The organism is Agreia sp. Leaf335 (assembly GCF_001423605.1).
Classification (GTDB): Bacteria; Actinomycetota; Actinomycetes; order Actinomycetales; family Microbacteriaceae; genus Agreia.
Genome location: NZ_LMOQ01000001.1, coordinates 464178 through 487223, shown reverse-complemented (window position 1 = coordinate 487223; position 23046 = coordinate 464178). Strand labels below are relative to the sequence as shown.

Sequence of the window (23046 nt, the reverse complement as noted above, 5' to 3'; positions counted from 1 at the left end):
TCTACGGAATCTCCTCCCCTTTGCCGGCGAACGGACGGAGAACAGCGCATCCGAGCCGTATATGAGGTCTGTTGAACGGATCTCCGCCCATTCCCGACGAGGCTTGGCCCGCCCCAGGCCGCGGGGCCTCGAGATGCCAGTTGCACCATTGAACGAGAACTTCCTTGGTCTCGGACGTGACGTCGGCCTCGCACGCCAGACGTTCAACCGGATTCGCGTCGGTTACGGGATCAGAACGATCTTTCCGCGGGTGTGGCCCTCTTCGCTGAGGCGCTGGGCGTCAGCGGCGCGGGCCAGTGGAAAACGCTCCGAGACTTCCACGTCGAACCTGCCCTGAGCGGCAAGCTCGATCGCGGCGGGAACGCCCTCGGCCCGTAGCCGGACCTCCTCGTCGGTGAGTGGCACCGGGCTTCCGCCCATCCACGCCCGGATACCCAGCTCGGCGGCTCGGCCTCCGACCACGATGGTGCCGATGCGCGAGCGGTCGTCGACCAGCTCGAAGGATGCCTGGAGGGCCTCCTCTGTTCCGGCCCCGTCGAGCACCACGTCGATGCCCTCCGGCGAGGCCTCACGCACGCGCTCGACGAGCCCTTCCCCGTAGCTCAACGGAACCGCGCCGAGTTCGACCAGCCGCTCGTGGTTCGCGGGGCTCGCGGTGGCGAAAACGCGGGCTCCCCACGCCACAGCGAACTGCACGGCCGCCTGTCCCACGCCGCCCGTTCCACCATGGATCAGGAGTCGGGTTCCCTCGGTGACGCCCAGCGATCGCAGCGCCTGATAGGCGGTCGAGACCGGAATGCCCACGGCCGCCGCCTGCGACCAGGTCCAGACGGAGGGCTTGCGAGTGAGGTTCGAGGGCGCGACCACGAGGTGGCTGGCGTACGCGCCGGTGGCGCCCTGGATGATGACCTCGTCGCCCGAGACCCATCCCTCGACGCCGGAACCGACCTCGAGAATGACGCCGGAGGCATCCGCACCGACGCCGCGAGGGCCATCGAGCGGGCCCGACTCCCGGAGCCCGGAACGCAGTTTCGAGTCGATGGGATTCACCCCGATGGCCTGGATCTCTATGAGCACGTGGCCGTCGGTCACAGAGGGAAGAGGAACCTCGACGACCTCGAGAACGTCCGGTCCTCCGAGACGTGAATACTGAACAATTGTCGCCATTTTCGGCCCCGTTCTGTTCACCGAGTGCAGGTTTTTCACCGGCTCTGCGCGACGCTAGTTCGCCGACGCGCGCTTTGCAAGCCTGCGCCCCGCACATGCGGGGAGCTCTCACCTACCGGGCGCAGGACGAACCGGCCCGTCGAGCGCGAACAGCGCCGATGCGGCCGGTTTCTCCTGAATACGGGCGCCGCGTACGCTCGATCTATGCTCGAACCGCTCGACTCCCCCGCTGACACCGCATCTGACCCGGCCGCGGCCCCTGCATCTGACCCGGCCGCGGCCGCCGCTTTCACCGTTCGCCTGGCGCGACCCGACGAGTACGACGCCGTGGGCGAGCTCACCGAGCTCGGCTTCGCCACCGGTCCCTACGCTCACCTGCCACGCAGCCCCGAGCGGGCGACGCTCGAGCGCGATGCGGGTGCCCGCGCCGCCGACGGAGGCTTGCTCGTGGCCGTCGACGAGGGCACAGAGAAACTCCTCGGCACGGCGACGGTCACCCGCGCCGAGAACCCCATCTCGCGCCAGGCTCGCGACGGCGAGGCAGAGCTGCGCCTCGTGGCCGTCGACCCGGCCGCCCGGGGACGCGGCGTCGCGCAGGCGCTGGTGCAGGCATCCATCGACCTGGCCCGCAGCTGGGGTGCGCCCGCCCTCGTGCTCGACACGGGACCGCTCAACCACACGGCGCAGCGCAACTACCTCCGCGCCGGCTTCGAGCGGGTCGTGGCGCGCGAGCTCGGTACCGAGACCGGAATCGGCACTCCCCAGGTCTACCGCTACCCACTCGAGAACGTCGCACCCGTGCGCATCCGGCTCGTGCGATCCCACGAGCTCGAGGCTGTCGCCCGCCTCACGGTCGACGCCTACACGAACGACTACGACCTCTCCGAGAGCTACGTGCGGTCTCTGGCCGATGTGCATGGCCGCGCGAGGTCGGACGAGGTGTGGGTCGCTGAGGACACGGCGACCGGCGCCATCCTCGGCACCGTCTGGACGCCCCGGCCCGGCGCGCGCATCTCGCCGGTCGCGCAGGGCGACGAGCTCGACTTCCGGCTGCTGGCCGTGGCCCCGGATGCCCGGGGGCGCGGAATCGGCGAAGCGCTCGTGTCGCACGTGGTCGGCCTCGGCCGCATCCGGGGTGTGAAGCGCGTGGTGATGAACACCGGCAGCATGATGCTCCCCGCGCAAAGGCTGTACACGCGACTCGGCTTCGCGCGCCTGCCTGAGCGCGAGGAGCGCATCGAGGTGGAGCCGGGCAGATTCGTCGACATCTACGCCTTCGGGCTCGACCTGTAGCGCCGTCCCCGAACTGACTGTGCCCGAATACCTCCATTCGTGCGCCGGGACGGACGCGGAATGGCGGTATTCGGGCACAATCGCCGAGCGCGCTAGTCGGTCTTCGGCAGCCCGGGCGGGTTGATCTGGCTCGTGGGAATCGATTCGCTGTCGAGCCCCCAGCGGTCGAGCACCTCCTGGTACTGGCCACCCTCGATCGTGGCGTTGATGACGATTCCCACGGCGTCGATGAGGCCGTTGCCCTTCTTCGTCGCCGCAGCGATGTCGGCCGTCTGCGGCCATCCGCCACTCACGGTGCCCACCTGTTTGGTGTCGCCTGTCGAGGCCGCGGCGTAGGCGCCGCTCGCGTTCGGGTAGAAGTACGCGTCGGCTCGCCCTGACTGGATGGCGAGGTTCGCCGCGGCGTTGTCGTCGTAGTAGACGAGCTCGGCCGGCTTCTTACCCGCCGCGGTGAGCTCTTCATTCCAGGAGAGCAGGATCTTCTCCTGGTTGGTTCCCGATCCCACGATGATCGTCAGCCCCGAGATGTCGTCGGCGCTCTTGATCGAGGCGATGTCGCTGTCGGCCTTCACATAGAAGCCGAGCAGATCGACGCGGTAGCTGGCGAAGTCGTAGAGCTCTTTGCGCTCTTCGGTGACGGTGACGTTGTTGAGGATGATGTCGTACTTGCCCGACTGGATTCCGAGCGGCCAGTCCGCCCAGTCGACCGAGACCGGGTTGTACTCGAGACCCAGGCCGTCTGCGACGAGAGCCGCGAAGTCGGCCTCGCTTCCGAGCGGCGTGGTGTTGTCGTCGGATGCCGCGAAGACGAGAGGCGGGGCACCGCTCTTCACGGTCTGGGCGACCGTGAGCTTGCCGGCTTCGATCGGCTGGAAGCCGCTGGCCTTGAGGGACGCGACCGCGTCGGCGACGGGGTCGATACTGGGCCGGTCGGCCGCGTTCTTGGTCGTGAGGTCGAACGAGGTGGCCGCCGCGACCTGCTGCTCGGTCGAGCCGGCGGGTGCGCCGTCGGCGGAGCTCGTGCCGTTCGCGTTGGCCGCGAGGGCGATGCCGCCTCCGGCCAGGGCGACGATGACGACTGCGCCGACGATCGCCCCGATCTGCTTCTTGTTGATGGCCATGATGGTGGTACCTCTCTTGGATGCTGTTGTGGTGCGGTAGGAGTGATGCGGTGGTGCTGGGCGGTGGCCGCGCTCAGAGCACCTTGCGAAGAAAGTCCTTGGTGCGCGCATGACGCGGCCTCGACAGGACCTGGCCGGGCGTTCCCTCTTCGAGGATCTCGCCCTGTTCGAGGAAGACGACGCGGTCGGCGACCTCGCGGGCGAACCCGATCTCGTGCGTCACGATGATGAGCGTGGTGCCGCTCTTCGAGAGCTCCCGGATGACGTCGAGCACCTCTCCGACGAGCTCGGGGTCGAGCGCGCTGGTCGGCTCGTCGAACAGCAGCACCTTCGGGTTCAGCGCGAGCGCTCTCGCGATCGCCACGCGTTGCTGCTGACCGCCGGAGAGCTGCCGCGGGTAGTGGTGCTCTTTGTCTGCGAGCCCCACCCTCGCGAGCAGGGCCTTCGCCTGCTCCCGGGCCTCGGCCTTGCTCGCTCGCTTCAGGGCAACAGGCGCCTCGACGACGTTCTCGAGAGCGGTCAGGTGCGGAAAGAGATTGAAGTTCTGGAAGACGATGCCGATCTGCGTGCGACGCTCGAGGACGTTCTTCTCCGGGAGCTCGTGCAGCCTGCCGGAGCGGAGCTCGTAGCCGATGTACTGCCCGTCGACCGTGACCGATCCGGCGTCGACGGTCTCGAGGTGGTTGATGGTGCGCAGCAGCGTGGATTTGCCCGATCCCGACGGGCCGATCAGAGCGATGACCTCGCCGGGCTGCACCGTCAGCGATACGTCGCGCAGCACCCGCACGGCGCCGTAGCTCTTCGAGACGTCGGTGATCTCGACCAGTCCGACGGTGGCGCGAACCGGCTTCGCGAGGAGGGGGATCGCCTGCTCGTCGAACGAACGGATGAATGTCGGTGTGCTCATGATCCACTTCCCAGAACGAGGTCGTGTCGTCGGTTCTTCTCTGCCGCGAGCGGGTCGTCTGCGGTCTCGTCGCCGAGGCGCGCCCACTGCTGTTTCACCCAGCCCGTCGCACGCTGCACGGGCGTCGGCGGAAGCTCGCGATGTGCTCCGCGGGCGTAGTGCCGCTCGACGTAGAACTGGATGATCGAGAGCACCGTGGTGATGATCGCGTACCAGACCACGGCCACCAGCAGCATCGGGATGACCCGCTGGTTGCGGTTGTAGATCACCTGCACGGTGTAGAAGAGCTCGGGCAGCGCCACCACGAAGACCACGGAGGTGCCCTTCACGAGGCCGATGACCTCGTTGAAGAAATTGGGCAGGATGGCGCGGGCGGCCTGCGGCAGGATGATGCGGAAGAAGCGCACCCGTCGCGGCAGGCCGAGAGCCGCGGACGCCTCGAGCTGGCCCTGGTCGACAGACAGGATGCCGCCGCGAATGATCTCCGCGAAATAGGCGGCCTGGTGCAGGGTGAGCCCGATGGTGGCCGCCGCGAACGCCGTGATCAGCGTGGTGGTCGAGAACTCGACCAGCCAGAAGTCTGTCGTGAAGGGGGTCCCGAGGCCCAACGTCGGGTAGAGGTAGCCCAGGTTGTACCAGACGAGGATCTGCACGAGCAGCGGCACCGAGCGGAAGAACCAGATATAGACGTAGGCCGCCCCGCTCAGCAGCGGTGACTTCGAGAGCCGGAAGTTCGCGAGCACCGCTCCGAGGACGAACCCTCCGATGACCGACACGACCGTGAGGCCCAGGGTCACGCCGAGGCTGTTCAGCACCGACTGCGAGAAGAAGTACTCGGCGAAGACGTTCCACTCGTATTGCTTGTTCGTGACGAGCGACCAGGCGAACTGCAGCACCGCGAAGGCCACGAGCGCGCTCAGCACCCACCGCCACCAGTGTCGTGTGGGTACCACTTTCACACTGCTGCGCTGGTCGAGTAGGCCGCCCGCGGCCGTATCGAGTCCATCGGATGTGGTCTCGATACGCGGTGCTCGTTCCTCGCGACCGCTACTCGACCGGCGCAGACCGAGGCTGGCGTCATGCGCCGTCGTGATGCCGGCCACGTCGAGGGGCGCGGCATCCAGGCTCTTGGCGAACCCGTGCACGATCACCTCTTCGGGATCGAGCGTGGTGTCGAAAAGCGGGGTGTACCCCGTCTGGAAGTAGAGGTGCTTCGCCTCGGGCTGGCGCGGACCTGTCGTGAGGTACGCCCTCGTGTATCCGCGACGCACCGCCTCCTCCTCGAGCTCCTTCACCACGCGTCGGGCGAGTCCCTGCCGCCGATGCGACGACGAGGTCCAGATGCGCTTCAGCTCCGCCGTTCGCTCGTCGAATCTCTTATATGCGCCTCCGGCTATGGCGACGCCGTCGCGCAGGAGCAGCACGAATGCGCCGCCCTCGTCGGGCGAGAACGCCGACGCCGGATAGCGGCGGATCTCGGCCGACGCCTTCTCGCCGAAGAACTCTCCATAACGCGCGTCGTACTCCTGTTCGAGCTCCCGCAGCAGCGGTTGGGCCGCGGGGTCGTCGGCCGAGACGTAGACGAACCTGTCGGTACCCCGCGGTGTCTGGTCAAGCAGCGTCACGGGATGCCTCCGCCCTGGTCGATGCCGACTGCGACGCCGTCGATGACGCGGCTGCGGCCACTGCGTCGCGCTTCGCGACCTCGTCGCGCACGAGCGGAATGACGTAGCGACCGAAGTCGACGGTGTCGTTCACGAAGTCGTAGCCGCGGGCCGAGATGATGTCGACGCCCAGATCGATGTAGTCGAGCAGGGCAGCGGCCACGGTCTCCGGCGTGCCGACGAGGGCGTTCGAGTTGCCCCGCCCGCCGGATGCCGCGGCCGGCCTCGTCCACAGAGCCCGGTCGAAGCGGTCGCCCTGGTTCGCGATCGACAGCAGCCTCTGCGAGCCGGCGTTCTCGGGGTTCTTCAGGTCTCCGACGAACGACGAGGGAGCTGCCTGCGCCTGGCGGGCCTCGATCTTTCCGAGGATCTCCTCGGCCTTCTTCCACGCGAGTTCCTCGGTCGCGCCGAGGATCGGGCGGAAGGCGACCTGGATGCGGGGGCGCTCGGTGCGTCCCGCCGCGTGCGCCTCCACAGTGATGCGCTCGATCTGCTCGGCGGTGTTCGCCAGCGGCTCGCCCCACAACGCGTAGATGTCGGCGTCGGCAGCGCCGATCCGGTAGGCCGCCTCGCTCGATCCGCCGAACGAGATCTGCGGACGAGGCTGCTGCGCGGGCCAGATGTCGCTGACGAAGTTCTCGAAGCGGTAGTGGGCACCGTCGAAGCTGAAGGGCTCGCGGCTGATCCACGCCTTCTTCACAATCTGGATGTACTCGCCGGTGCGGGCGTAGCGCTCGTCCTTGGTGAGGAAATCGCCCTCCGCCGCCTGGTCTGCCGTCGACCCGCCCGTGATGACGTGCACGTTGAGGCGCCCGTCGCTGATCTGGTCGAGGGTCGCGAAGGCCTTCGCGGCATAGGTGGGGTACGACACGTTCGGCCGGTGCGCCAACAGGATCTTGAGGTGGTCGAGCTTCGACGCGATGAAGGCCGCCGCGGTCGCCGGGTCGGGCGAGCCCGAGTGGTAGGCGAAGAGGATTCGATCCCAGCCGTTGTCTTCGTGGGCTCGAGCGAACCGCAGCGTGTAGTCCTTGTCGAAACTCGCACCCGAGCGGGCCTGGGTCTCGCCGCCGTCGTTGAGCCCGGCGATGCCGAGGAATTCGATGGGCATATCTGCCTCCTTACGTCTTGCGTCTCGACACGGGCCGTGTCGCGTTGGTGAGACGTTAGGTCGGGCCGTGCAAGCGGGCCAAGCAGATTCGTTCACAATTCGTCACGTCGTCACAGGGGGTCACAAACCTCGATTTCGATGGACGAAACGTCGACGGTTGTGTCATGTCGCACGCGCCCACCTCCCTCATAGACCCGCCCGAGTTCCGGATCGCCCTCATCGGCGGCGGCCCCCGCGGAGCCGGCGTTCTCGAACGGATTGCGGCGAATCTGCCCGAGCTGTGGCGATCCGACGCACGCATCCGCATCCACGTGATCGACCCCCATCCGGCGGGCCCCGGGCGCATCTGGCGCTTCGACCAGTCGCCCCTGCTGAAGCTCAACTCGATGGCGGCCGACGTGACGATGTTCACCGACGAGTCCTCGACCATCGACGGCCCCGTGCGCCCCGGACCGTCGCTTATCGAGTGGGCTCGACTCGTGAGCGCTGGCGAGATCGCGATCCCCCGGGTCGATGCTCGCCTGCGCCAGGAGATCGAGAACCTCGCGCCCGCCAGCTTTCCGACGAGACGCCTGCAGAGCCTCTACCTCAGCTGGTTCTTCGCGGATGCCGTGGGCCTCCTTCCCGAGACCGTCACGGTGGTCGTGCACCGGGCATCCGCGGTCGAGACCGTCGACGACGGGCCGACCCAGCGCATCCTGCTCGACGACGGCGTCTCGATCGCCGCCGATGTCGTGCTGTACTCGCTCGGTCACACCGGCGCCGACGCCGAGCCCGAGCACGCCGACCTCATCGACTTCGCACGCCGCCGTGAGCTGTTCTACCTGCCACCGGCATTCACTGCGGATGCCGACACCCGGCCGATCGTGCCCGGCCAGCGGGTCATCGTGCGGGGCATGGGCCTGGCGGCGGTCGACCTCACGGTGCTGCTGACCGAGGGCCGGGGCGGCCGCTTCGACCGCGGCGACGACGGGGTGCTGCGCTACACCGCATCCGGCCTCGAGCCGCGGTTGTACTTCGGATCGCGCCGCGGCGTTCCCTATCACTCGAAGATCTCGTCGACACTCGCGGGCGAGCGGCCTGCGGCACGGTACTTCACTCCGGCGATCGCACGCGCGCTCGAAGAGACTCGCCCCTCACTCGACCTCAGCGTCGATGTGTGGCCGCTGATCGCCAAGGACATGCTGTGGGGCTACTACCGCGAGCTCTTCACCGGGCACCCCGACCGGGTCGAATCCAGTTGGGACTCGTTCGCGTACGCCTTCGACCGGCTCGATCCGCGTGCCCTGCTGCTCGCCTCGCCGCACACCGAGCTCCACGACGGCACCCCTCGAGGCCACGCGATCCCCTCGCGCGACGAACTCGCCGGCGACGACGACCTCATCGCGCGCGACGCGCAGGCCTTCGTCGACCTGGTCGAGGGCAGCGTCTCGTACTCCGACGACAGGCTCTTTTTGCCCGAACTCGATCGGCCGCTGGGTGGCGCGCTGGTCGCGGACCCGGAAGAGCTGCAGGAGCTCGTGCGCGACTACATCCGCACCGATCTCGCTCTGCGCACACGCCCGGAGCACAGCGCCACGCTCGGACTGTTCGTGGCCCTGCTCACCAGCCTGTTCACCCTCTCCGACCTCATCGACTCGCCCAAGTGGACCGCGCAGTCGCGTGTGCGCGACATCCACGGCTGGTGGCTCGGCTACTTCAGCTTCATCGCGAGCGGCCCTCCGGCACATCGGCTCGAGGAGCTCGTCGCGCTCTCCGAGGCCGGCATCGTCAAGTTCCTCGGAGCAGGAGTCTGGGTGCAGGCCGACGAGGAGGAGGGGATCTTCCGCGCCGGCAGCGCGACGACGCCGGTCACCGTCACCGCGAGCGCCCTGGTGGATGCGCGGCTTCCCGCGACGGCGATCTCGCGCAGCGACAACGAGTTGCTGAGGTCGCTGGTCACGAGCGGCGTCGGACTCGAGGAGGTCGTCACCGACGGGACCTTCTCGGCCAGCACGGGCAGGTTGTCGGTGCGGCAGCTCGACACCAGGATTCTCGGCGCGGGCGGGCAGCACTCGTCACGCCAATACGCAATCGGGCCGTACACGAACTCCCCGTTCGTCGGGGCGTTCTCGCGCCCGCGCACGAACGCGATCTCCTTCCGAGAGAACGACAAGGTCGCTCGCGCCATCCTGAGTCGCCTCGCCGAGCTGGCCGAGGAGCGAGGTGCCACTTTGCGCGCGACAGAGGCCGCGTGGTGACAGTTCGGTTGACCCGAAGTGTCACCACGCGACCTCCCGCACCGCGTCGTCAGCGGCGCAGTGCTTTGCGCGCGAGGTAGTTGCCCAAGAACTGCACCAGCTGCACGATCACGATGATCACGAGCACGGCGGCCCAGGTCACCACGGGATGGAACTGACGGTACCCGTACTGGATCGCGAACGTGCCGAGGCCGCCACCTCCGACGTAGCCGGCCACCGCCGACATGTCGACGAGCGCCACCACGATGAACGTGTACCCGAGAATCAGCGGGCCGAGCGCCTCGGGAATCAGCAGTGTCAGCATGATTCGGCTCCGGCTCGCTCCGACCGACCTCGCGGCCTCGATCACTCCGGGCTGCACCGTGAGCAGGTTCTGCTCGACGATGCGGCTGATGCCGAAGGCCGCCGCCAGCGACAGGGTGAAGATGATCGCCGTGTTGCCGATCCCTGTGCCCGTGACGAAACGCGCGAGAGGCTGAGCCGCGGCGAGGAAGATGATGAACGGAATCGGTCGGAACACGTTGACCAGCACGTTGAGCACGCCGAAGACAGGCCTGTTCGAGAAGAGGCTGTTCGATCGGGTCGTGTACAGACCGAGGCCGAGGAGCAGGCCGCCGAGGCCGCCGAAGATCAGGCTGAGGCCCACGATGTAGAGGGTCTCGTAGCTGGCTTGCCAGAGCTTGGGCAGCAGGGGAATCAGGTCATCCATGGCTCGGTGCCTCCGTGACGTCGACCTTGGTCGCGATCGTGGCGAGTGCGCGATCGACAGCATCGGCGTCGCCCGTCAGCGCGAGGGTGAGATGGCCGAAGACACGGCCCCGGATGTCGTTGATGCCGCCGTAGACCAGCTCGAATGCGACGCCGGCCCGGGCGAGGTCGGAGAACACGGCGCCCTGCGACGTGTTGCCGTCGCGGAACGACAGGGTCACGATGCGACCCGGATGCCGCTGCCGGAGCGCCGTGAGTTCGGTGGCGGACGGCACACCGCGCACCACCGTCGACACGAAGCGCTGCGACGACGCCTCCGTGGGCTTCGAGAAGACGTCGAACACGTCGCCCTGTTCCACGATGCGCCCGCCATCCATGACCGCGACCTTGGTGGCCAACGTCTGGATGACATCCATCTCGTGGGTGATGACCACGATCGTGACGCCGAACTCGGTGTTCACCCGCTTCAGCAGCTCGAGTACCTCGTGGGTGGTCTCGGGGTCGAGCGCGCTGGTCGCCTCGTCGGCGAGCAGGATGCGGGGGCTCGTCGCGAGGGCCCGAGCGATGCCGACCCGCTGCTTCTGCCCGCCCGACAGCTGTTCGGGGTAGTTGCGCGCCTTGTCGGAGAGACCGACGAAGTCGAGCAGCTCGGCCACCCGCGGGGCGATGTCGCCGCGGGGCGTCTTTGCGACCTCCAGCGGGTACGCGACATTGCCCGCGACGGTCTTGGAGGTGAAGAGGTTGAACTGCTGGAAGATCATGCCGATGCCGAGGCGCAGGCGGCGCAGCTCGCGCTCTTTCATACGGGTCACCTCATCGCCATCGACCAGGATGCTGCCGCTGGTCGCGTGTTCCAGAGCGTTGATGAGCCGCACGAGGGTGCTCTTGCCCGCTCCGGAATAGCCGATGATGCCGTAGATGTCGCCCGCCTCGATGTCGAGGGTGAGGCCCTCGACGGCGTGCACGACGTCACCGCCACGCCGGGAGGGCGGATAGGACTTGGTGACGTCGCGCAGACTGATGAGAGGCATCGAGCCGATCAGCCCTTGGCCTTGATGTCTGCCTGCACCTTGTCGAGCGACGACTGCAGGTCGGAGACGGGAGTCTTCACGAACACGGCAGTCCCGCCCGAGTTCTCCTGAACCGCGTCGGTGACCGTCTTGGTGTCCTGGTAGATCGGCACGAGTTTCTTGAAGGTCTCGTTGTCCTTGTCTTCGGCACGCGCGGCGAAGATGTTCACGTAGGGCAGAGCGTTGGCGTCGGCCGGGTCGTCCTGGGCGATCGCGTCGTCGAAGGTGAGCCCGGCATCCGCCACGAAGTCGTTGTTGATGATCGCGGCGGCCACGTCGGGAAGCGAGGTGGCCGTGAGCGATGCCTCGAGCGTCGTGACCTTCACCGTCGACTTCTCGGTGTCGACGTCGTCGACCGTCGAGAAGATGCTGCCGCCGTCTTTCAGCTCGACCAGGCCGGCTGACTGCAGCACGAGCAGGGCACGCGACAGGTTCGACTCGTCGTTCGGAATCGCGACGGTATCGCCCTTCTCGATGTCTTTCACCGAGTCGTACTTCGTGGAGTACAGAGCGAGCGGGTAGATGGCGGTGGCACCGACGGGCACGAGGTCTTCACCCGAGGCCTCGTTGTACTGGCCGAGGTAGACGATGTGCTGGAACTGGTTGAGGTCGATCTCGCCCTCGGAGAGAGCGGGGTTGGGCTGGGGGTACTCGGTGAAGTCGACGATGTCGACCGAGATGCCCTCGTCTGCCGCCGCCTTCTTGTAGATCTCCCAGTAGGGGTCGCTAGCGCCGACGACGCCGAGCTTCACGGGGTTGTCGGCAGTGCCCTTCTCGGCGTCGCCTGCGGATCCGGCGCACCCCGCGAGGGCTGCGATGAGGGGAAGAGCGGCTGCTGCGGCCAGGATCTTCTTGGAGAGGGACATGGTGCTTCCTTTCGTGGAGCAGGTGCTTTTGTGGAGCAGCTGTCCACGCTACGGACACCCCGAACGGGTCACGAAACGACGGTGTAACAAAGGGACTTGCACTGCATCCAGTGCACGCGACCCCCGCGGGTGACCCCTCTCGTCAGGTGACCGCTCTCCGCGGGTGCCGCTCTCGTCAGGCGCGGGCTCGTCGGCGAGCGAGGATCACCAGCACCAGGCCGCCGGCCAAGACGACGAGCCCTAGCGCACCGACCGCCACGGCTCCGACGACGTCCAAGAAGGTCACCACCGGTCCCACCGTGAACCGGGCATCTGAGACGGGGCCGTCACAGGAGATCCGGAGGGCACCCGCCGTGTCGGCCCCGAAGCTGCCCTGCGAGTCCCACCGCTCGGGCAGAAGCAGCCCCTGCTGAATCATGCTGGGCCTGAGTCCGAACTCTTCACCGTCGAGGTCGCCGGTGCACGAGATGTCGCTCCACCGCTCGTTGGGCGTGACATAGACGGCGTGGTCTCCGCGTGACACCTCGACCGTCATCACCTCGCCGAACGGCACGGCCGGCGCCACCTGAAACCCGGCGCCGAACCCCAGGTAGGCTCCGCCGAGCAGGCCGAACACTCCCAGCGCCGTCAGGATCAGCCCGATGACGGTGAGCGCGCGCGCCGGCCGTGCGCGGGGCTTGTTCTCATTTTCGTTCAACGGTGAGGTCACCATGCGACGAACCTACACGTCGACAACAGGCCGGTAGTGGCGCAGCACCGGCGAGAGCGGCGTCGTCGGCGTGCGCACCGCCACATCGAAGCGCTGCAGCATCGCCGGAGTGGTCGGCGTGATCTCGATGCGGCACTCCAGCTCGCCCGTGCGACCGGGAATCGTCCAGGCGACATGGGCGGGGGCGACCGACCAGGTGAACCGGGCGTCGAGCGGCGCCGCGGCCGCGGCATCCACGACCCCGCCGACCTCGGCGACGGCCGCAGCGATACGCGCATCGCGCACCTCGGCCGGCACGTCGCCGAGCAGATTCGGGCTGAACACGGTCGACGCATCGGCCGCGTCGAGGATGCGCCCGGAACCGAGAACGACGGCATCGACGGCGCGGGCCGCCGCCACGGTCGCCGGCCACAGCTCGATGCGCCGCGCGGGCTCGTCGACGGAGTCGAGAACGAGCCGCAGCATGTCTGCGGCGGCGACCGACAGCTTGAGTCCGTTCGTGTTGCCGAAGACCACCGCGCCGAGCCCCGACTCCAGGTGCCAGCGCATGTTCGACGACCAACCCGGCAACCCGCCCGAGTGCTGAGCGAAGCGGCCGAACCGCACGTCGTGCTCGACGTACAGCCCGAGCCCGTACCCCTGCGCCTCGAGGGTGGGTGACGCTGTGCGGTCGGCCGCGCCCGGTGCGACGGTGTGGATGCGCTGCATCTCGCGGCGCGACGCCCTGCTGAGAATGGCGTCGTCGGTGTTGGTGACGTCGAAGGCGCTCGAGAGCCAGCCACTCCACCGCGCGATGTCGGGCGGGGTGCTGAACATGCTCGCGGCGCAGGCCCCGATGCCGCCGCCGACGACGGGACGAGGAACCCAGCTCGAGCCCTTGTCGTAGCTCGTGTAGCCGTGCGCGATGCCGTCGCCGGGCTCGCCGTCGCCCGCGAAGTCGGCGGGCTTGTATCCCGTGCTCGTCAGCCCGAGCGGCTCGAGGAACGTCTCGCGCGCGAACTGTTCGAAGCCCTGGCCCGCGAGGTCTTCGACGATCACGCCGAGCAGCCAGAAGCCCACGTTGGAGTACTGGAAGCCCAAGCCCGGCAGGCCGGCGAAGCCCAGCCCCGCGTCGACGACCGCCAAGAAGTCCTCGCGAGAGAGGGCGAGTTCGTGATCGGCCCAGCCGTTGTCCTCCGGCAGCCCCGAAGAGTTGCTCATGAGCATCCGCACCGTCACGGGTTGAACGACACCGGCAGCATCGACCGGGTCGCGGAACTGCGGCACGAGCTCGGCGACGCGGTCGTCGAGCGACAGCAGACCGCGATCGCGCAGCACGAGTACGGCAGCGATGCAGAAGCTCTTCGACATCGAGGCGATGCGGTAGATCGTCTCCTCACCGGGAGCGCGGCCGTCGAGTTGGAACTCGCCGACCCCGTGGTGGAACAGCACGCCCTGTCGGTCGAACACGGCGTAGCTGAGTGACGGGCTCACCAGATCGGTGTCGTCGAACCAGGAGCTGAGGCGCGCGACGACGTCGGGTGAGAGTTCGGTTGCGGCACTCATGATCAGCGGGTCTCGGATGCCGGGCCGGCGTGGGCGGCGTCGTCGAGCGCCGGGCCTCCGATGGCCTGGCCCATCCAGGTGAGCGCGCGCCAGCCCGAGTCCTGGCTGCCTTCGAGGACGACGACGCCCGTGTTGCTCAGCGAGTGTTCCGCCGAGAAGTCGGCGCTCACGTTCTCGGCTCGGGCTCCGACCCAGGAGCGGATGATGGCTCCGTGCGACACGACGGCCACGCAGGGCAATCCGGTGGCGACGGCCTCTGCGATCACCTCGTCGTAGCGGGCGTACACCTCGGCGCCCGACTCGGCCCCGGGCATCCTGCGATCGACATCGCCGTCGGCCCACGCGATGACGGTCTCCATGTAGATCCGCACGGCCTCGTCGTCGTTGCGCATCTCGAGCTCTCCGGCATCCACCTCGCGGAGGCCCGAGCGGATCTCGACGGTGAGGCCGCGATCCTCGGCGAGAGGAGCGGCGGTGAGCTGTGCGCGTAGCTGCGTCGACGCGAAGATCGCCCCGATGGGCTCTGCGGAGAGTGCCGCGGGAACGGCGTCGGCCTGCTCGAGACCGAGCTCGGTGAGCCCCGGACCGGGGATCGCGGTGTCGAGGGCCCCGATGACGTTCGAGGGAGTCTGGCCATGTCGGATCAGCAATAAACGCATCCCTCGAGATTACCGGCCCCGTTCGTCGAGCTCGTCGAGACGAGCCTGGAACAGCCCTTCGAGAGGCTCAGGGAGTGGGAGACGAGAACGGCGTGCCGTAGTGCTCTGCCAGGCGTCGCAGGCCCTCGTCGAGACTCACCGCCGGCTGCCACTGCAGCTCGGCGCGCGTGCGGCGCTGGTCGAACCAGTGCGCGGTCGACAGCTGCTCCGCAAGAAAACGCGTCATGGGCGGCTCGTCCGCTCCCGGCTTCACGCGCCAGACGGCCTCGATCGCTGAACCCGCGGCGCGCGCGACGCCGGCAGGAACCCTCCACGCGGGTGCGGGGACTCCGGCGGCCGCGCAGATGCCGGCCAACAGCTCGGCAACCGGTCGCGGCTCGCCGTTCGTGATCACGTAGGCGTTGCCGTGCACCTCGTCGACGCGCTGGAGGGCGGCAGCGATCGCGGAGGCCGCGTTGTCGATGTACGTCGTGTCGATCAATGCGGCGCCGCGATCGAGCAGCGGAAGCCGCCCCGCCCGCGCCCGCTCCACGATGCGCTCGATGAGCTGCGTGTCTCCCGGGCCCCACACCAGATGCGGGCGTACCGCGACCACCCGCAATGACTCCGAGTCGGCACGCAAGGCCAGCTGTTCCGCGAGCGCCTTCGTGCGGGCGTACTCGCCGCGCGCGTTCTGCGGGTCGGCCGGCTGAGCGTCGTCGCCGACGATGGATGCCCCGGCGTGCGCCACCGACGGCGACGACACGAACACGAGACGGCCGACTCCCCCGTCGCGCATCGCCGCGATCAGCGTTCGGGTTCCCTCGACGTTCACGGCCGCGAACTCCGCCGGATCGCCCGCCAGCGAGACCTTCGCGGCGAGGTGCACCACGGCATCCACACCCTCGACGGCGCGCGCGACATCGGCGGGCGACTTCAGCGAGCCGAGCACGTCGTCGACTCCCACGACACCGGATGGCCGCCGCTGGAACGTGCGCACCTCATGACCGGCCGTGGCGATCTCGCGGGCGACGGCTCCTCCGAGAAAGCCGCTGGCTCCCGTGACCAGAACCCTCACGGCGCGCTCAGTTTCTGACCGGAGAGCACACCCTCGGCCCAGCGCGAGAGAGCAGAGCGGTCGATCTTCGAGTTGTGCCGGATGTCGGTGGGCAGCACAGGCACCACCAGCACCGCCGCGATGTCGAGCCCTGCGGCGTGGCGCACGGCGGCGCCCAGCTCGGGGTCGGCGAGGGCGGGGCGGCGGGCCGGAGGGTCGGTCTCGAGCACGACGACGAGCTGCTGCGTTCCGCGAGGTCCGATGCCCGCGAGCGCCACTCTGCCGACGCCGAGCACCGATTCGATCTTCTGCTCGGGCCCGACGGGGGTGATGACTCCGCCTGCCGTGACGATGACGTGCGGAAGCCGACCCTCGACCCAGAGTCTGCCCTGGGCGTCGAGGTGGCCGACGTCTCCGGTGCGGTGCCACCGTTCGGCGGGAGCGTCGCCGGACTCGTCCGAGATCGAGTCGGCGTCGGCGATGCGGTTCGTTGCCCAGAGTCGGTCGTACGACTGCTTCAGGTGCGGGGCAGAGAGGACGATCTCGCCCGTGACTCCCGGCCGCTCGCTCGGCTCTGCGGTCGGCATGCCACGCTCGTCGAGCCCTGCGATGCGCACGCGCACCGACCCGGCGGGCACTCCCACGCACACTCCGCCGGCGTGCTCGCCGTCGGCCAGAGCGGCGGCATCCTCTGCGGCGGCGCGGATGCCCTCCAGCGTGATGTCCGTCATGAGCAGGCCCTCGGTCATGCCGTAGGGGGTGTGCGGGGTCGCGTTCGGCATCAGTCGGCCTGCGGCGGCGAGAAGGGCCTCGGGCACGGGAGCACCCGCCGAGAGGAAGGTCTGCACGCCCGCGAGCGCCGCGGTGTCGGCGGCGTTCAGGGCATCCGCTGTCGCGACCACGTTCGCGAGCGCCGCGGGCGAGAGGAAGACGACCGACGCATCCACCGCCGCCGCGGCCTCGGCCGTGGCCTTCGCGGTGAGGGTGCGCGGCGACGTGACGTTCATGTCGGGGGTGACCGAGCGGGCGCCGAGGGCGGGTCCGAGCAGGGCGAAGGGGGCGAATCCCGCCACGAGACCCGTTCCGACGCCGATGTCGTACTGCGACGACAGTGCGTCGCGCACCGCCTCGAGCTGAGCGTGCGTGTAGACGACGCCCTTGGCGGGACCCGTCGATCCCGAGGTGAAGAGAACGGCGGCGACCGCGGATGCCGCTGGCGGCTCGGGCAGCGATTCGTCGGCTCCCAGCCGGGCGAGCTCGCAAAGGGAGTGTCGAACGCCGAGCGCCAGGGCGCTGGACCTCGGAAGCGTGGTGGTCGAGATCTTCTGTCCGGGCCACGAGAAGGCGCGCGCGACGGTAAGGCCCGGGAGGGCACCGATCACATGGTCGGGGCGGGCTCCGCGCACTGCGCGGGTCAAACCGGGAAGGCCGAGTCCCGCGTCGGCGACGACGACGATGGCTCCGATACGCAGGCACGCGTAGAGCACCGCGGTGAGGTCGGCGCTCGGCGGAATGAGCAGGGAGACGCGGTCGCCGGGCTTCACGCCCACTCGAACGAGGCCGGCGGCGAGCTGCCGAACCCGTTTGGAGAGGAGCTTCCACGAGACGTCTCGCCGCGGCTTCATGTCGACGAGGGCGATCTCGGTGCTCTCGCGCCGCTCGTCGAGCACGCTCCAGAGGGGTCGCTCCGACGGGGTGGTCTCGATACCCCGGCTCATTCCTCGCGCGGCTACTCGACCAGCGCGCTGGTCGAGGCCGCCCAGCCAGTCGAGCACGACGGGCGCGTAGTCCACGTCTTCGGCGATCATGTGCCCGGCGCCCTCGAACCTGTGGATGTCGGCCTGCGGCATCCGCTCGGCGAGATCGTCGAGATAGGTGTCGGAGAAGATGGGGTCTCGGGGGCCCCACAGCATGAGCGAGGGAACGCCGATCTCGCGCACACCGGCTGCGATGCGCTCGAGCTCGTTCCACGATCGGTGCTGCTCGTCGACGGGGATGTCGGCTACGAAGGCGCCGATGCCGCCGCGGCGCTCGGCCGAGCGATAGGGCGCGCGGTACCCGTTCTTCACGTCTGACTCGAGCGACGGATGCGCGAGCGCCAGCGTGGTCTCGAGGAACCCGGGCGTGACCACGGTCGCCCGCCCCAGCATGCCGCGCTGCAGCGTGAGACGCAGCGGCCACGGAATAGCGCGATCCTCGGGCTGGTGGATGGCCGTGTTCAGCAGCACGATGCCGGAGAGCTCGTTGGGGTGGTCGACGGCCCAGCCCATCGAGACGACTCCGCCCCAGTCGTGGCCGACGGTGACCACGGGGCCGGAGAACTCGAGCGTCTCGGTGAGAGCGGAGAGGTCGGAGACTCGTTGCTCGAGCCCGCGCTCGATGCCGGTGCGCTCCGAGAAGCCCATCTCGAGCTGATCGACGGCGATGACCCGCCACACCTCGCCGGAGCCGGTCTCGGCCGCGATGGCGGCGGCATCCGTCACGGCACCGACGAGCTCGCGCCAGAGGTACGACCACGTCGGGTTGCCGTGCACGCACAGCATCGTGCCCACCGGCGTCACGCCGAGCTCGTCGAGCACCGCCGCGTTGTCGAGCAGATGCCAGGTGACCGGGCGACCGGAGTCGCCGTCGACGACCTCGACCAGGCGCGAGAATCGCGCATCCATGCCCGGCAGACCTGCCGGGGGAAGCGACGCGGGAGCGGTGCGACCCGCCGACCGGGGCAGGCGGGAGGAGCCGTGACTCACCAGGCGATCTCCATCATGGAGGTGTTGAGGCCCGAGCCGACCCCCATGAGCAAGACGCGGTTGCCGCGCGCGAGCTTCGAGGATTCTTGAGCGAGCGTGATCGGAATCGACGCGGGGCCGACGTTGCCGAGCAGGGGGAACGTGACGGGCACCCGGGTGGCGTCGAGGTTCGCCGCCTTGACGATGGCGTTGGTGTGCACCGACGAGACCTGATGCATGATGTAGCGGTCCATATTCGACCAGCTCCACTGGCGCTTGGCGTCCTTCCAGGCGCTGACCACGAGCTCCATTCCGCCCTTCAGTAGCGCCTTCGCGTCGGTGAACATGCCGTCGACGCTGCCGACGCAGAGGTCGTTGAACTGGGTCGCGGCGCGGGTGATGCCGCCGAGCATGCGGTGGCCTTCGGGGTGCAGATCGGCGCGACCGATCACTGCGGCCGCGGCGCCCGAGCCCAGCGTGAGGCTCGCGAACTCGCTCATGAAGTCTTTGCGCTTGATGCCCTCGCGGCCCAGGCGCTCGATGGTGTTGACCTGGATCTCGTCGGCGTCTTCGCCGTCGATGATCACGGCGTAGTCGATCTGGCCGGCGTCGATGAGCTGGCCCGCCAGCGCCATGCCGTTCACGAAGCCGAGGCAGGCGTTGGCGATGTCGAAGTTGGTGGCCGAGCTGGGCAGGCCCAGACCGTGGTGGATGCGCACGGCCACGGAGGGCTCGAGGTGCTTGCGGGTCACCGAGGTGTTGATGAGCAGGCCCACCTGGTCGGGGCGGATGCCCGCCTCGGCGAGCGCCTTCTTGCCGGCCTCGATGGCGGCGTCGTCGAAGGTCTGGCCTTCACCCCAGTTGCGGCGCTCGTGCACGCCTGCCACGCGCTGCAGCAGCCCGGTGGGCAGCTTCAGCCGCTTGAGCGCGGGAGCGAGGCGACGATCGATCTCTTCGGATGTCGTGATTCGGGTCGCCATGGTGGTTGCGACCGACAGAAGTGCGACATTGCGGTGAGTCGTCGTAGCGTTTCCGTCCAACGGAGGTTCCTATCGAGTTGTGTTCGTGGGGTGCGGCTCGCAAACTGAGCGATCGTCCAGAGGAGAGTTTAGTTCCTCACAAGCTGGAGGTTGCCCTCCTTGACTCCAGCACCCCGGGCGCGGGTGTTCCCGCCGGGCGTCGTGGCTGGGCCACGGCGCCCGGCGTAAACACCGGCGATCGAGTCAGTCCTACTTGACCGCGGCTGCGACACCCTCGGCAAGGGGAGTGCTCTCGCGTCCCAGCAGGTGCTGCAGATCGCGGGACTCGGTGTACAGGTCGCCACGGCTCGTCGCGACCTCGAGAGCGGTGACGAAGCCGGCCGTTCCCGCGTCGAGTCCGACGCTCTCGAGCATCGCGGTGTACTCGTCGGGCGCGATGTCGCGGTACACGATGGACGTGCCGAGCGCCGACGACAGAGCCGCCGCGAGGTCGGTCATCGTGTAGGCGGGGGCGCCGCCCAGCTCGTAGACCGCGTTCTCGTGGCCCGGCTGCACGAGCGCCGCAACGGCAGCCGCGGCGAAGTCGGCTCGCGTCGCGCCGGAGACGAGGCCGTCGCCTGAGGCTCCCACGATCTCGCCGGTCGCGCGGTACTGGTCGAGCTGGGCTACGAAGTTCTCGATGTACCAGCCGTTGCGCAGAAGGGTGAACGCGATACCGGATGCCCGCAGCGCCTCTTCGGTCGCCTTGTGCTCGGGGGCCAGCACGAGTTCGGTGGTGTCGGCGCGCATCACGCTCGTGTAGACGATACGAGAGACTCCGGCGTTCTTCGCCGCGTCGATCACGTTGCTGTGCTGCGCGACGCGCTGGCCGACCTCGCTGCCGGAGACGAGCAGAAGGGTGTCGACGCCGGCGAGGGCGGCGGCGAGCGTCTCGGGAGCGGAGTAGTCGGCGGCGCGCACCTGAACGCCCTGCTCGGAGAGATCGGCGACCTTCGAGGGGGTGCGCACCAGGGCGACGATCTCGCTCGCGGCGACTCCCGCCTCGATGAGGCCGGTGACGGCGAGGTGCCCGAGCAGTCCTGAGGCTCCGGTGACGGCGTATGTGGTCATGATTTCTCCTTTGTGGCGGGCTTTCGTTCGTGTAGCACTAACTATTACACAGTACCCACGAATGCGCAGCACGCGCTACGATGAAGACATGACAGATCAGGAAACTCCGAGCAACGAGCTCGTCACGTCTGTCTTCGCGCGTGCCTGCATGTCGCGCGCCGCCCTTGAAGACGTGTCGACCAAATGGTCGAGTCTCGCCCTTCTGGCGCTCGGCGAGGGCGACTTCCGCTTCAATGCGCTGCGCCGCAAGGTCGAGGGAGTCAGCGAGAAGATGCTCTCTCAGACCCTGCAGGCCCTTGAGCGCGACGGAATGGTGACCCGCGAGGTGCACTCCACGATCCCGCCCCGCGTGGAGTACTCCCTCACTGCTCTCGGAGCGCTGGTCGCCGAGAACCTGCGCGCCCTCGCCGACCTGCTCGAGGCATCCGCGCTCGAGATCGGCACGTCGCGCGCCACGTACGACGAGGCCCGCTCGGCCTGACGCGTCCGCGCCTTATCGGCGCATCCGCGCCCGGCCGTGTAGCAGCGGATGCGCCGAATGGGCGCGGTTACGCTCGCCGTAGGCGAGTCAGTGGCCCGTGTTGGTGCGGCGCGGAAGCGCGAAGACCAGCAGGAACGCCAGCACGGCGAAGCCGAGCGAGACGACCATCGCGGCGGCCGCGGCATCCGTGAATCCGGTGGCCACGGCATCCGCCGTCTTGCCGCCGATCACCAGACTGCCGAAGAACACGCTGCCGATCACCGCGATGCCGACGGCGCTTCCGATGCGCTGCACGGCGCCGATCACGCCACTGGCGGCTCCGGCCTCGCGGGGGTCGACGGTCGCCACGATGAACTGCGCGTTCGGCGCGATGAAGAGCCCGTTGCCGAGACCGGCGATGAGCAGCGGAGCGATGAGCAGCCAGTTGGTGAGGTCGGCGGCGTTGGTGAGCAGCAGCACCAACCAGAGCCAGGCGAGGCCAACGACGACAAGCATGGTTCCGATGATCAGAACGGTGCGGCCCAGACGCTGCGTGAGCCTGTTGCTCTGCGAGCTGCCCACGATGCTTCCGATCGCGAACGGAATCGACACGATGCCCGATTCGAGCGCCGTGTGGCCGAGGCCGGACTGCCAGAGGATCGAGATCGTGAAGAAGATGCTCGTGAAGGCGGCGAAGTAGACCAGGGCGAGGATGACTCCGCCGGTGAAAGCGGGGTGTGAGAACAGGCGCGGCGGCACGAGCGGGCTGCGGCCGCGCTTGGAGTAGGCCACCTCCCACGCGCCGAAGGCGACCATGAGCAGGGCGCCCCCGATGAGCGACAGGATCGTCCAGAGGGGCCAGCCCGTGTCCTGGCCCTCGATCAGCGGAACGAGCAACGCGATGAGGCTCGCCGACACCAGCACGAGCCCGATCCAGTCGAGACCCGAACGGTCGGCGCGGCTCGCCTCCTCGTCGCTCTGCTTGGGCAGCAGGATGGCCGCCGCGAACAGCGTCGCGATGCCGATGGGCAGGTTGACCCAGAACACGAGCCGCCATCCGTCTGTCTCGCCGAAGGCCTGGATGAGCAGGCCGCCGATGATCGGGCCGAGAGCGGAGGAGACCCCGATGACGGCGCCCATGATAGCGAACGCCTTGCCGCGCACGCGGCCGGGGAAGAGGAGCTGGATGAACGCGGTGACCGCGGGAACGAACATTCCTCCCGCAAGGCCCTGCACGACGCGGGCGACGACCAGCTGCACGTCGTCTTGAGCGAGGCCGCAGAAGAGGCTGGCGATCGTGAACAGGGCGAGTCCCGTGAAGAAGACCCACTTGTGCCCGATGCGGTCGCCGACCCGGCCGGCCGGGATCAGCGCGAGACCGAACGCGAGCGCGTAGCCGGAGATGATCCACGAGAGCGTGCCCTCGCTGGCGTCGAGCGTCGTGCGGATCGTGGGCAGGGCCACGTTGACGATCGTGGTGTCGAGCAGCGCCATGAACATGCCGGCGAGCAGAACGATGAGAGCCTGCCATGCCCGACGCGAGACGACGGGGGCGGCAGACGGAGAGGAGGAGGGGTTGTCGCCCCGGACAGTTTCAGCCACGAACGGGCCTTTCAGAATCAAAACCAGCCGCGCGAACAGATCGCACGAACGAAGCCCGGGTGCGGACGACTTGAG

Annotated in this window: 19 protein-coding genes and 1 pseudogene; 3 read left to right on the top strand and 17 right to left on the bottom strand. The window is 68.5% G+C overall.

Annotated elements, in window-relative coordinates:
- Positions 1 to 222: 222 nt before the first annotated feature.
- Positions 223 to 1167 (bottom strand): quinone oxidoreductase family protein, encoded by a 945-nt coding sequence (locus tag ASF79_RS02415; protein WP_055851532.1) that lies wholly within the window; start codon positions 1165 to 1167, stop codon positions 223 to 225.
- 204 nt (positions 1168 to 1371) lie between these two features.
- On the opposite strand from ASF79_RS02415, the gene ASF79_RS17275 reads away from it, so the two are divergent.
- Complete coding sequence (locus ASF79_RS17275; protein WP_156366132.1) at positions 1372 to 2460, top strand: GNAT family N-acetyltransferase; 1089 nt, start codon at positions 1372 to 1374, stop codon at positions 2458 to 2460.
- Positions 2461 to 2552: 92 nt separating this feature from the next.
- Here ASF79_RS17275 and ASF79_RS02405 read toward each other — a convergent pair whose 3' ends face one another.
- The 5 genes and pseudogenes from ASF79_RS02405 to ASF79_RS02390 form a co-directional block, all read right to left on the bottom strand.
- On the bottom strand, positions 2553 to 3581 hold the full coding sequence (locus tag ASF79_RS02405) for an ABC transporter substrate-binding protein (protein ID WP_055851529.1): 1029 nt from the start codon (positions 3579 to 3581) through the stop codon (positions 2553 to 2555).
- A 73-nt stretch (positions 3582 to 3654) separates the two neighbouring features.
- Complete coding sequence (locus ASF79_RS02400) at positions 3655 to 4488, bottom strand: amino acid ABC transporter ATP-binding protein (RefSeq protein WP_082495641.1); 834 nt, start codon at positions 4486 to 4488, stop codon at positions 3655 to 3657.
- Positions 4485 to 5510 carry an amino acid ABC transporter permease gene (locus tag ASF79_RS17640; protein WP_442853849.1) on the bottom strand — a complete coding sequence of 342 codons (1026 nt, stop codon included), beginning with the start codon at positions 5508 to 5510 and terminating at the stop codon, positions 4485 to 4487. Before ASF79_RS17640 ends, ASF79_RS02400 begins: the two co-directional genes overlap by 4 nt.
- Before the next feature lie 168 nt (positions 5511 to 5678).
- Positions 5679 to 6113, bottom strand: a pseudogene (locus tag ASF79_RS17635) (GNAT family N-acetyltransferase); the annotation flags it as partial.
- Positions 6100 to 7260 carry an LLM class flavin-dependent oxidoreductase gene (locus tag ASF79_RS02390; protein WP_055851526.1) on the bottom strand — a complete coding sequence of 387 codons (1161 nt, stop codon included), beginning with the start codon at positions 7258 to 7260 and terminating at the stop codon, positions 6100 to 6102. The gene ASF79_RS02390 and the pseudogene ASF79_RS17635, both read right to left, overlap by 14 nt.
- 164 nt (positions 7261 to 7424) lie before the next feature.
- Here ASF79_RS02390 and ASF79_RS02385 point away from each other — a divergent pair, with 164 nt between their 5' ends.
- Complete coding sequence (locus tag ASF79_RS02385) at positions 7425 to 9500, top strand: FAD/NAD(P)-binding protein (protein ID WP_055851522.1); 2076 nt, start codon at positions 7425 to 7427, stop codon at positions 9498 to 9500.
- Between the two features lie 49 nt (positions 9501 to 9549).
- Here ASF79_RS02385 and ASF79_RS02380 read toward each other — a convergent pair whose 3' ends face one another.
- From ASF79_RS02380 to ASF79_RS02335, 10 genes are all read right to left on the bottom strand, one after another.
- Complete coding sequence (locus tag ASF79_RS02380; protein WP_055776018.1) at positions 9550 to 10209, bottom strand: methionine ABC transporter permease; 660 nt, start codon at positions 10207 to 10209, stop codon at positions 9550 to 9552.
- A complete protein-coding gene (locus tag ASF79_RS02375) occupies positions 10202 to 11239 on the bottom strand; it encodes a methionine ABC transporter ATP-binding protein (protein WP_055851517.1) in 1038 nt (345 codons plus the stop codon). The genes ASF79_RS02380 and ASF79_RS02375 overlap by 8 nt, the downstream gene beginning before the upstream one ends.
- A gap of 8 nt (positions 11240 to 11247) precedes the next feature.
- Entirely contained in the window at positions 11248 to 12144 is an 897-nt protein-coding gene (locus ASF79_RS02370) for a MetQ/NlpA family ABC transporter substrate-binding protein (protein ID WP_055851512.1), read from the bottom strand.
- Positions 12145 to 12319: 175 nt separating this feature from the next.
- Complete coding sequence (locus ASF79_RS02365) at positions 12320 to 12856, bottom strand: hypothetical protein (protein ID WP_055851509.1); 537 nt, start codon at positions 12854 to 12856, stop codon at positions 12320 to 12322.
- A 9-nt stretch (positions 12857 to 12865) separates the two neighbouring features.
- Positions 12866 to 14398: a serine hydrolase domain-containing protein gene (locus ASF79_RS02360; protein ID WP_055851506.1), complete on the bottom strand. Its 1533-nt coding sequence runs from the start codon at positions 14396 to 14398 to the stop codon at positions 12866 to 12868.
- A gap of 2 nt (positions 14399 to 14400) precedes the next feature.
- Positions 14401 to 15057, bottom strand: coding sequence for a histidine phosphatase family protein (locus tag ASF79_RS02355; protein ID WP_055851501.1), 657 nt, complete (start codon positions 15055 to 15057; stop codon positions 14401 to 14403).
- Positions 15058 to 15124: 67 nt separating this feature from the next.
- Positions 15125 to 16114 (bottom strand): NAD-dependent epimerase/dehydratase family protein, encoded by a 990-nt coding sequence (locus tag ASF79_RS02350; protein ID WP_055851499.1) that lies wholly within the window; start codon positions 16112 to 16114, stop codon positions 15125 to 15127.
- Entirely contained in the window at positions 16111 to 18759 is a 2649-nt protein-coding gene (locus ASF79_RS02345) for an alpha/beta fold hydrolase (protein ID WP_055851493.1), read from the bottom strand. The genes ASF79_RS02350 and ASF79_RS02345 overlap by 4 nt, the downstream gene beginning before the upstream one ends.
- Before the next feature lie 77 nt (positions 18760 to 18836).
- Complete coding sequence (locus ASF79_RS02340; protein ID WP_055776038.1) at positions 18837 to 19859, bottom strand: 3-oxoacyl-ACP synthase III; 1023 nt, start codon at positions 19857 to 19859, stop codon at positions 18837 to 18839.
- Positions 19860 to 20048: 189 nt separating this feature from the next.
- The gene (locus tag ASF79_RS02335; RefSeq protein WP_055851489.1) at positions 20049 to 20909 is read right to left on the bottom strand and encodes an SDR family oxidoreductase; all 861 of its coding nucleotides are present in this window, start codon (positions 20907 to 20909) and stop codon (positions 20049 to 20051) included.
- A gap of 88 nt (positions 20910 to 20997) precedes the next feature.
- Here ASF79_RS02335 and ASF79_RS02330 point away from each other — a divergent pair, with 88 nt between their 5' ends.
- Positions 20998 to 21390: a winged helix-turn-helix transcriptional regulator gene (locus ASF79_RS02330; protein WP_055776044.1), complete on the top strand. Its 393-nt coding sequence runs from the start codon at positions 20998 to 21000 to the stop codon at positions 21388 to 21390.
- Between the two features lie 87 nt (positions 21391 to 21477).
- Here ASF79_RS02330 and ASF79_RS02325 read toward each other — a convergent pair whose 3' ends face one another.
- Entirely contained in the window at positions 21478 to 22971 is a 1494-nt protein-coding gene (locus ASF79_RS02325; RefSeq protein ID WP_055853013.1) for an MFS transporter, read from the bottom strand.
- Positions 22972 to 23046: the final 75 nt, after the last annotated feature.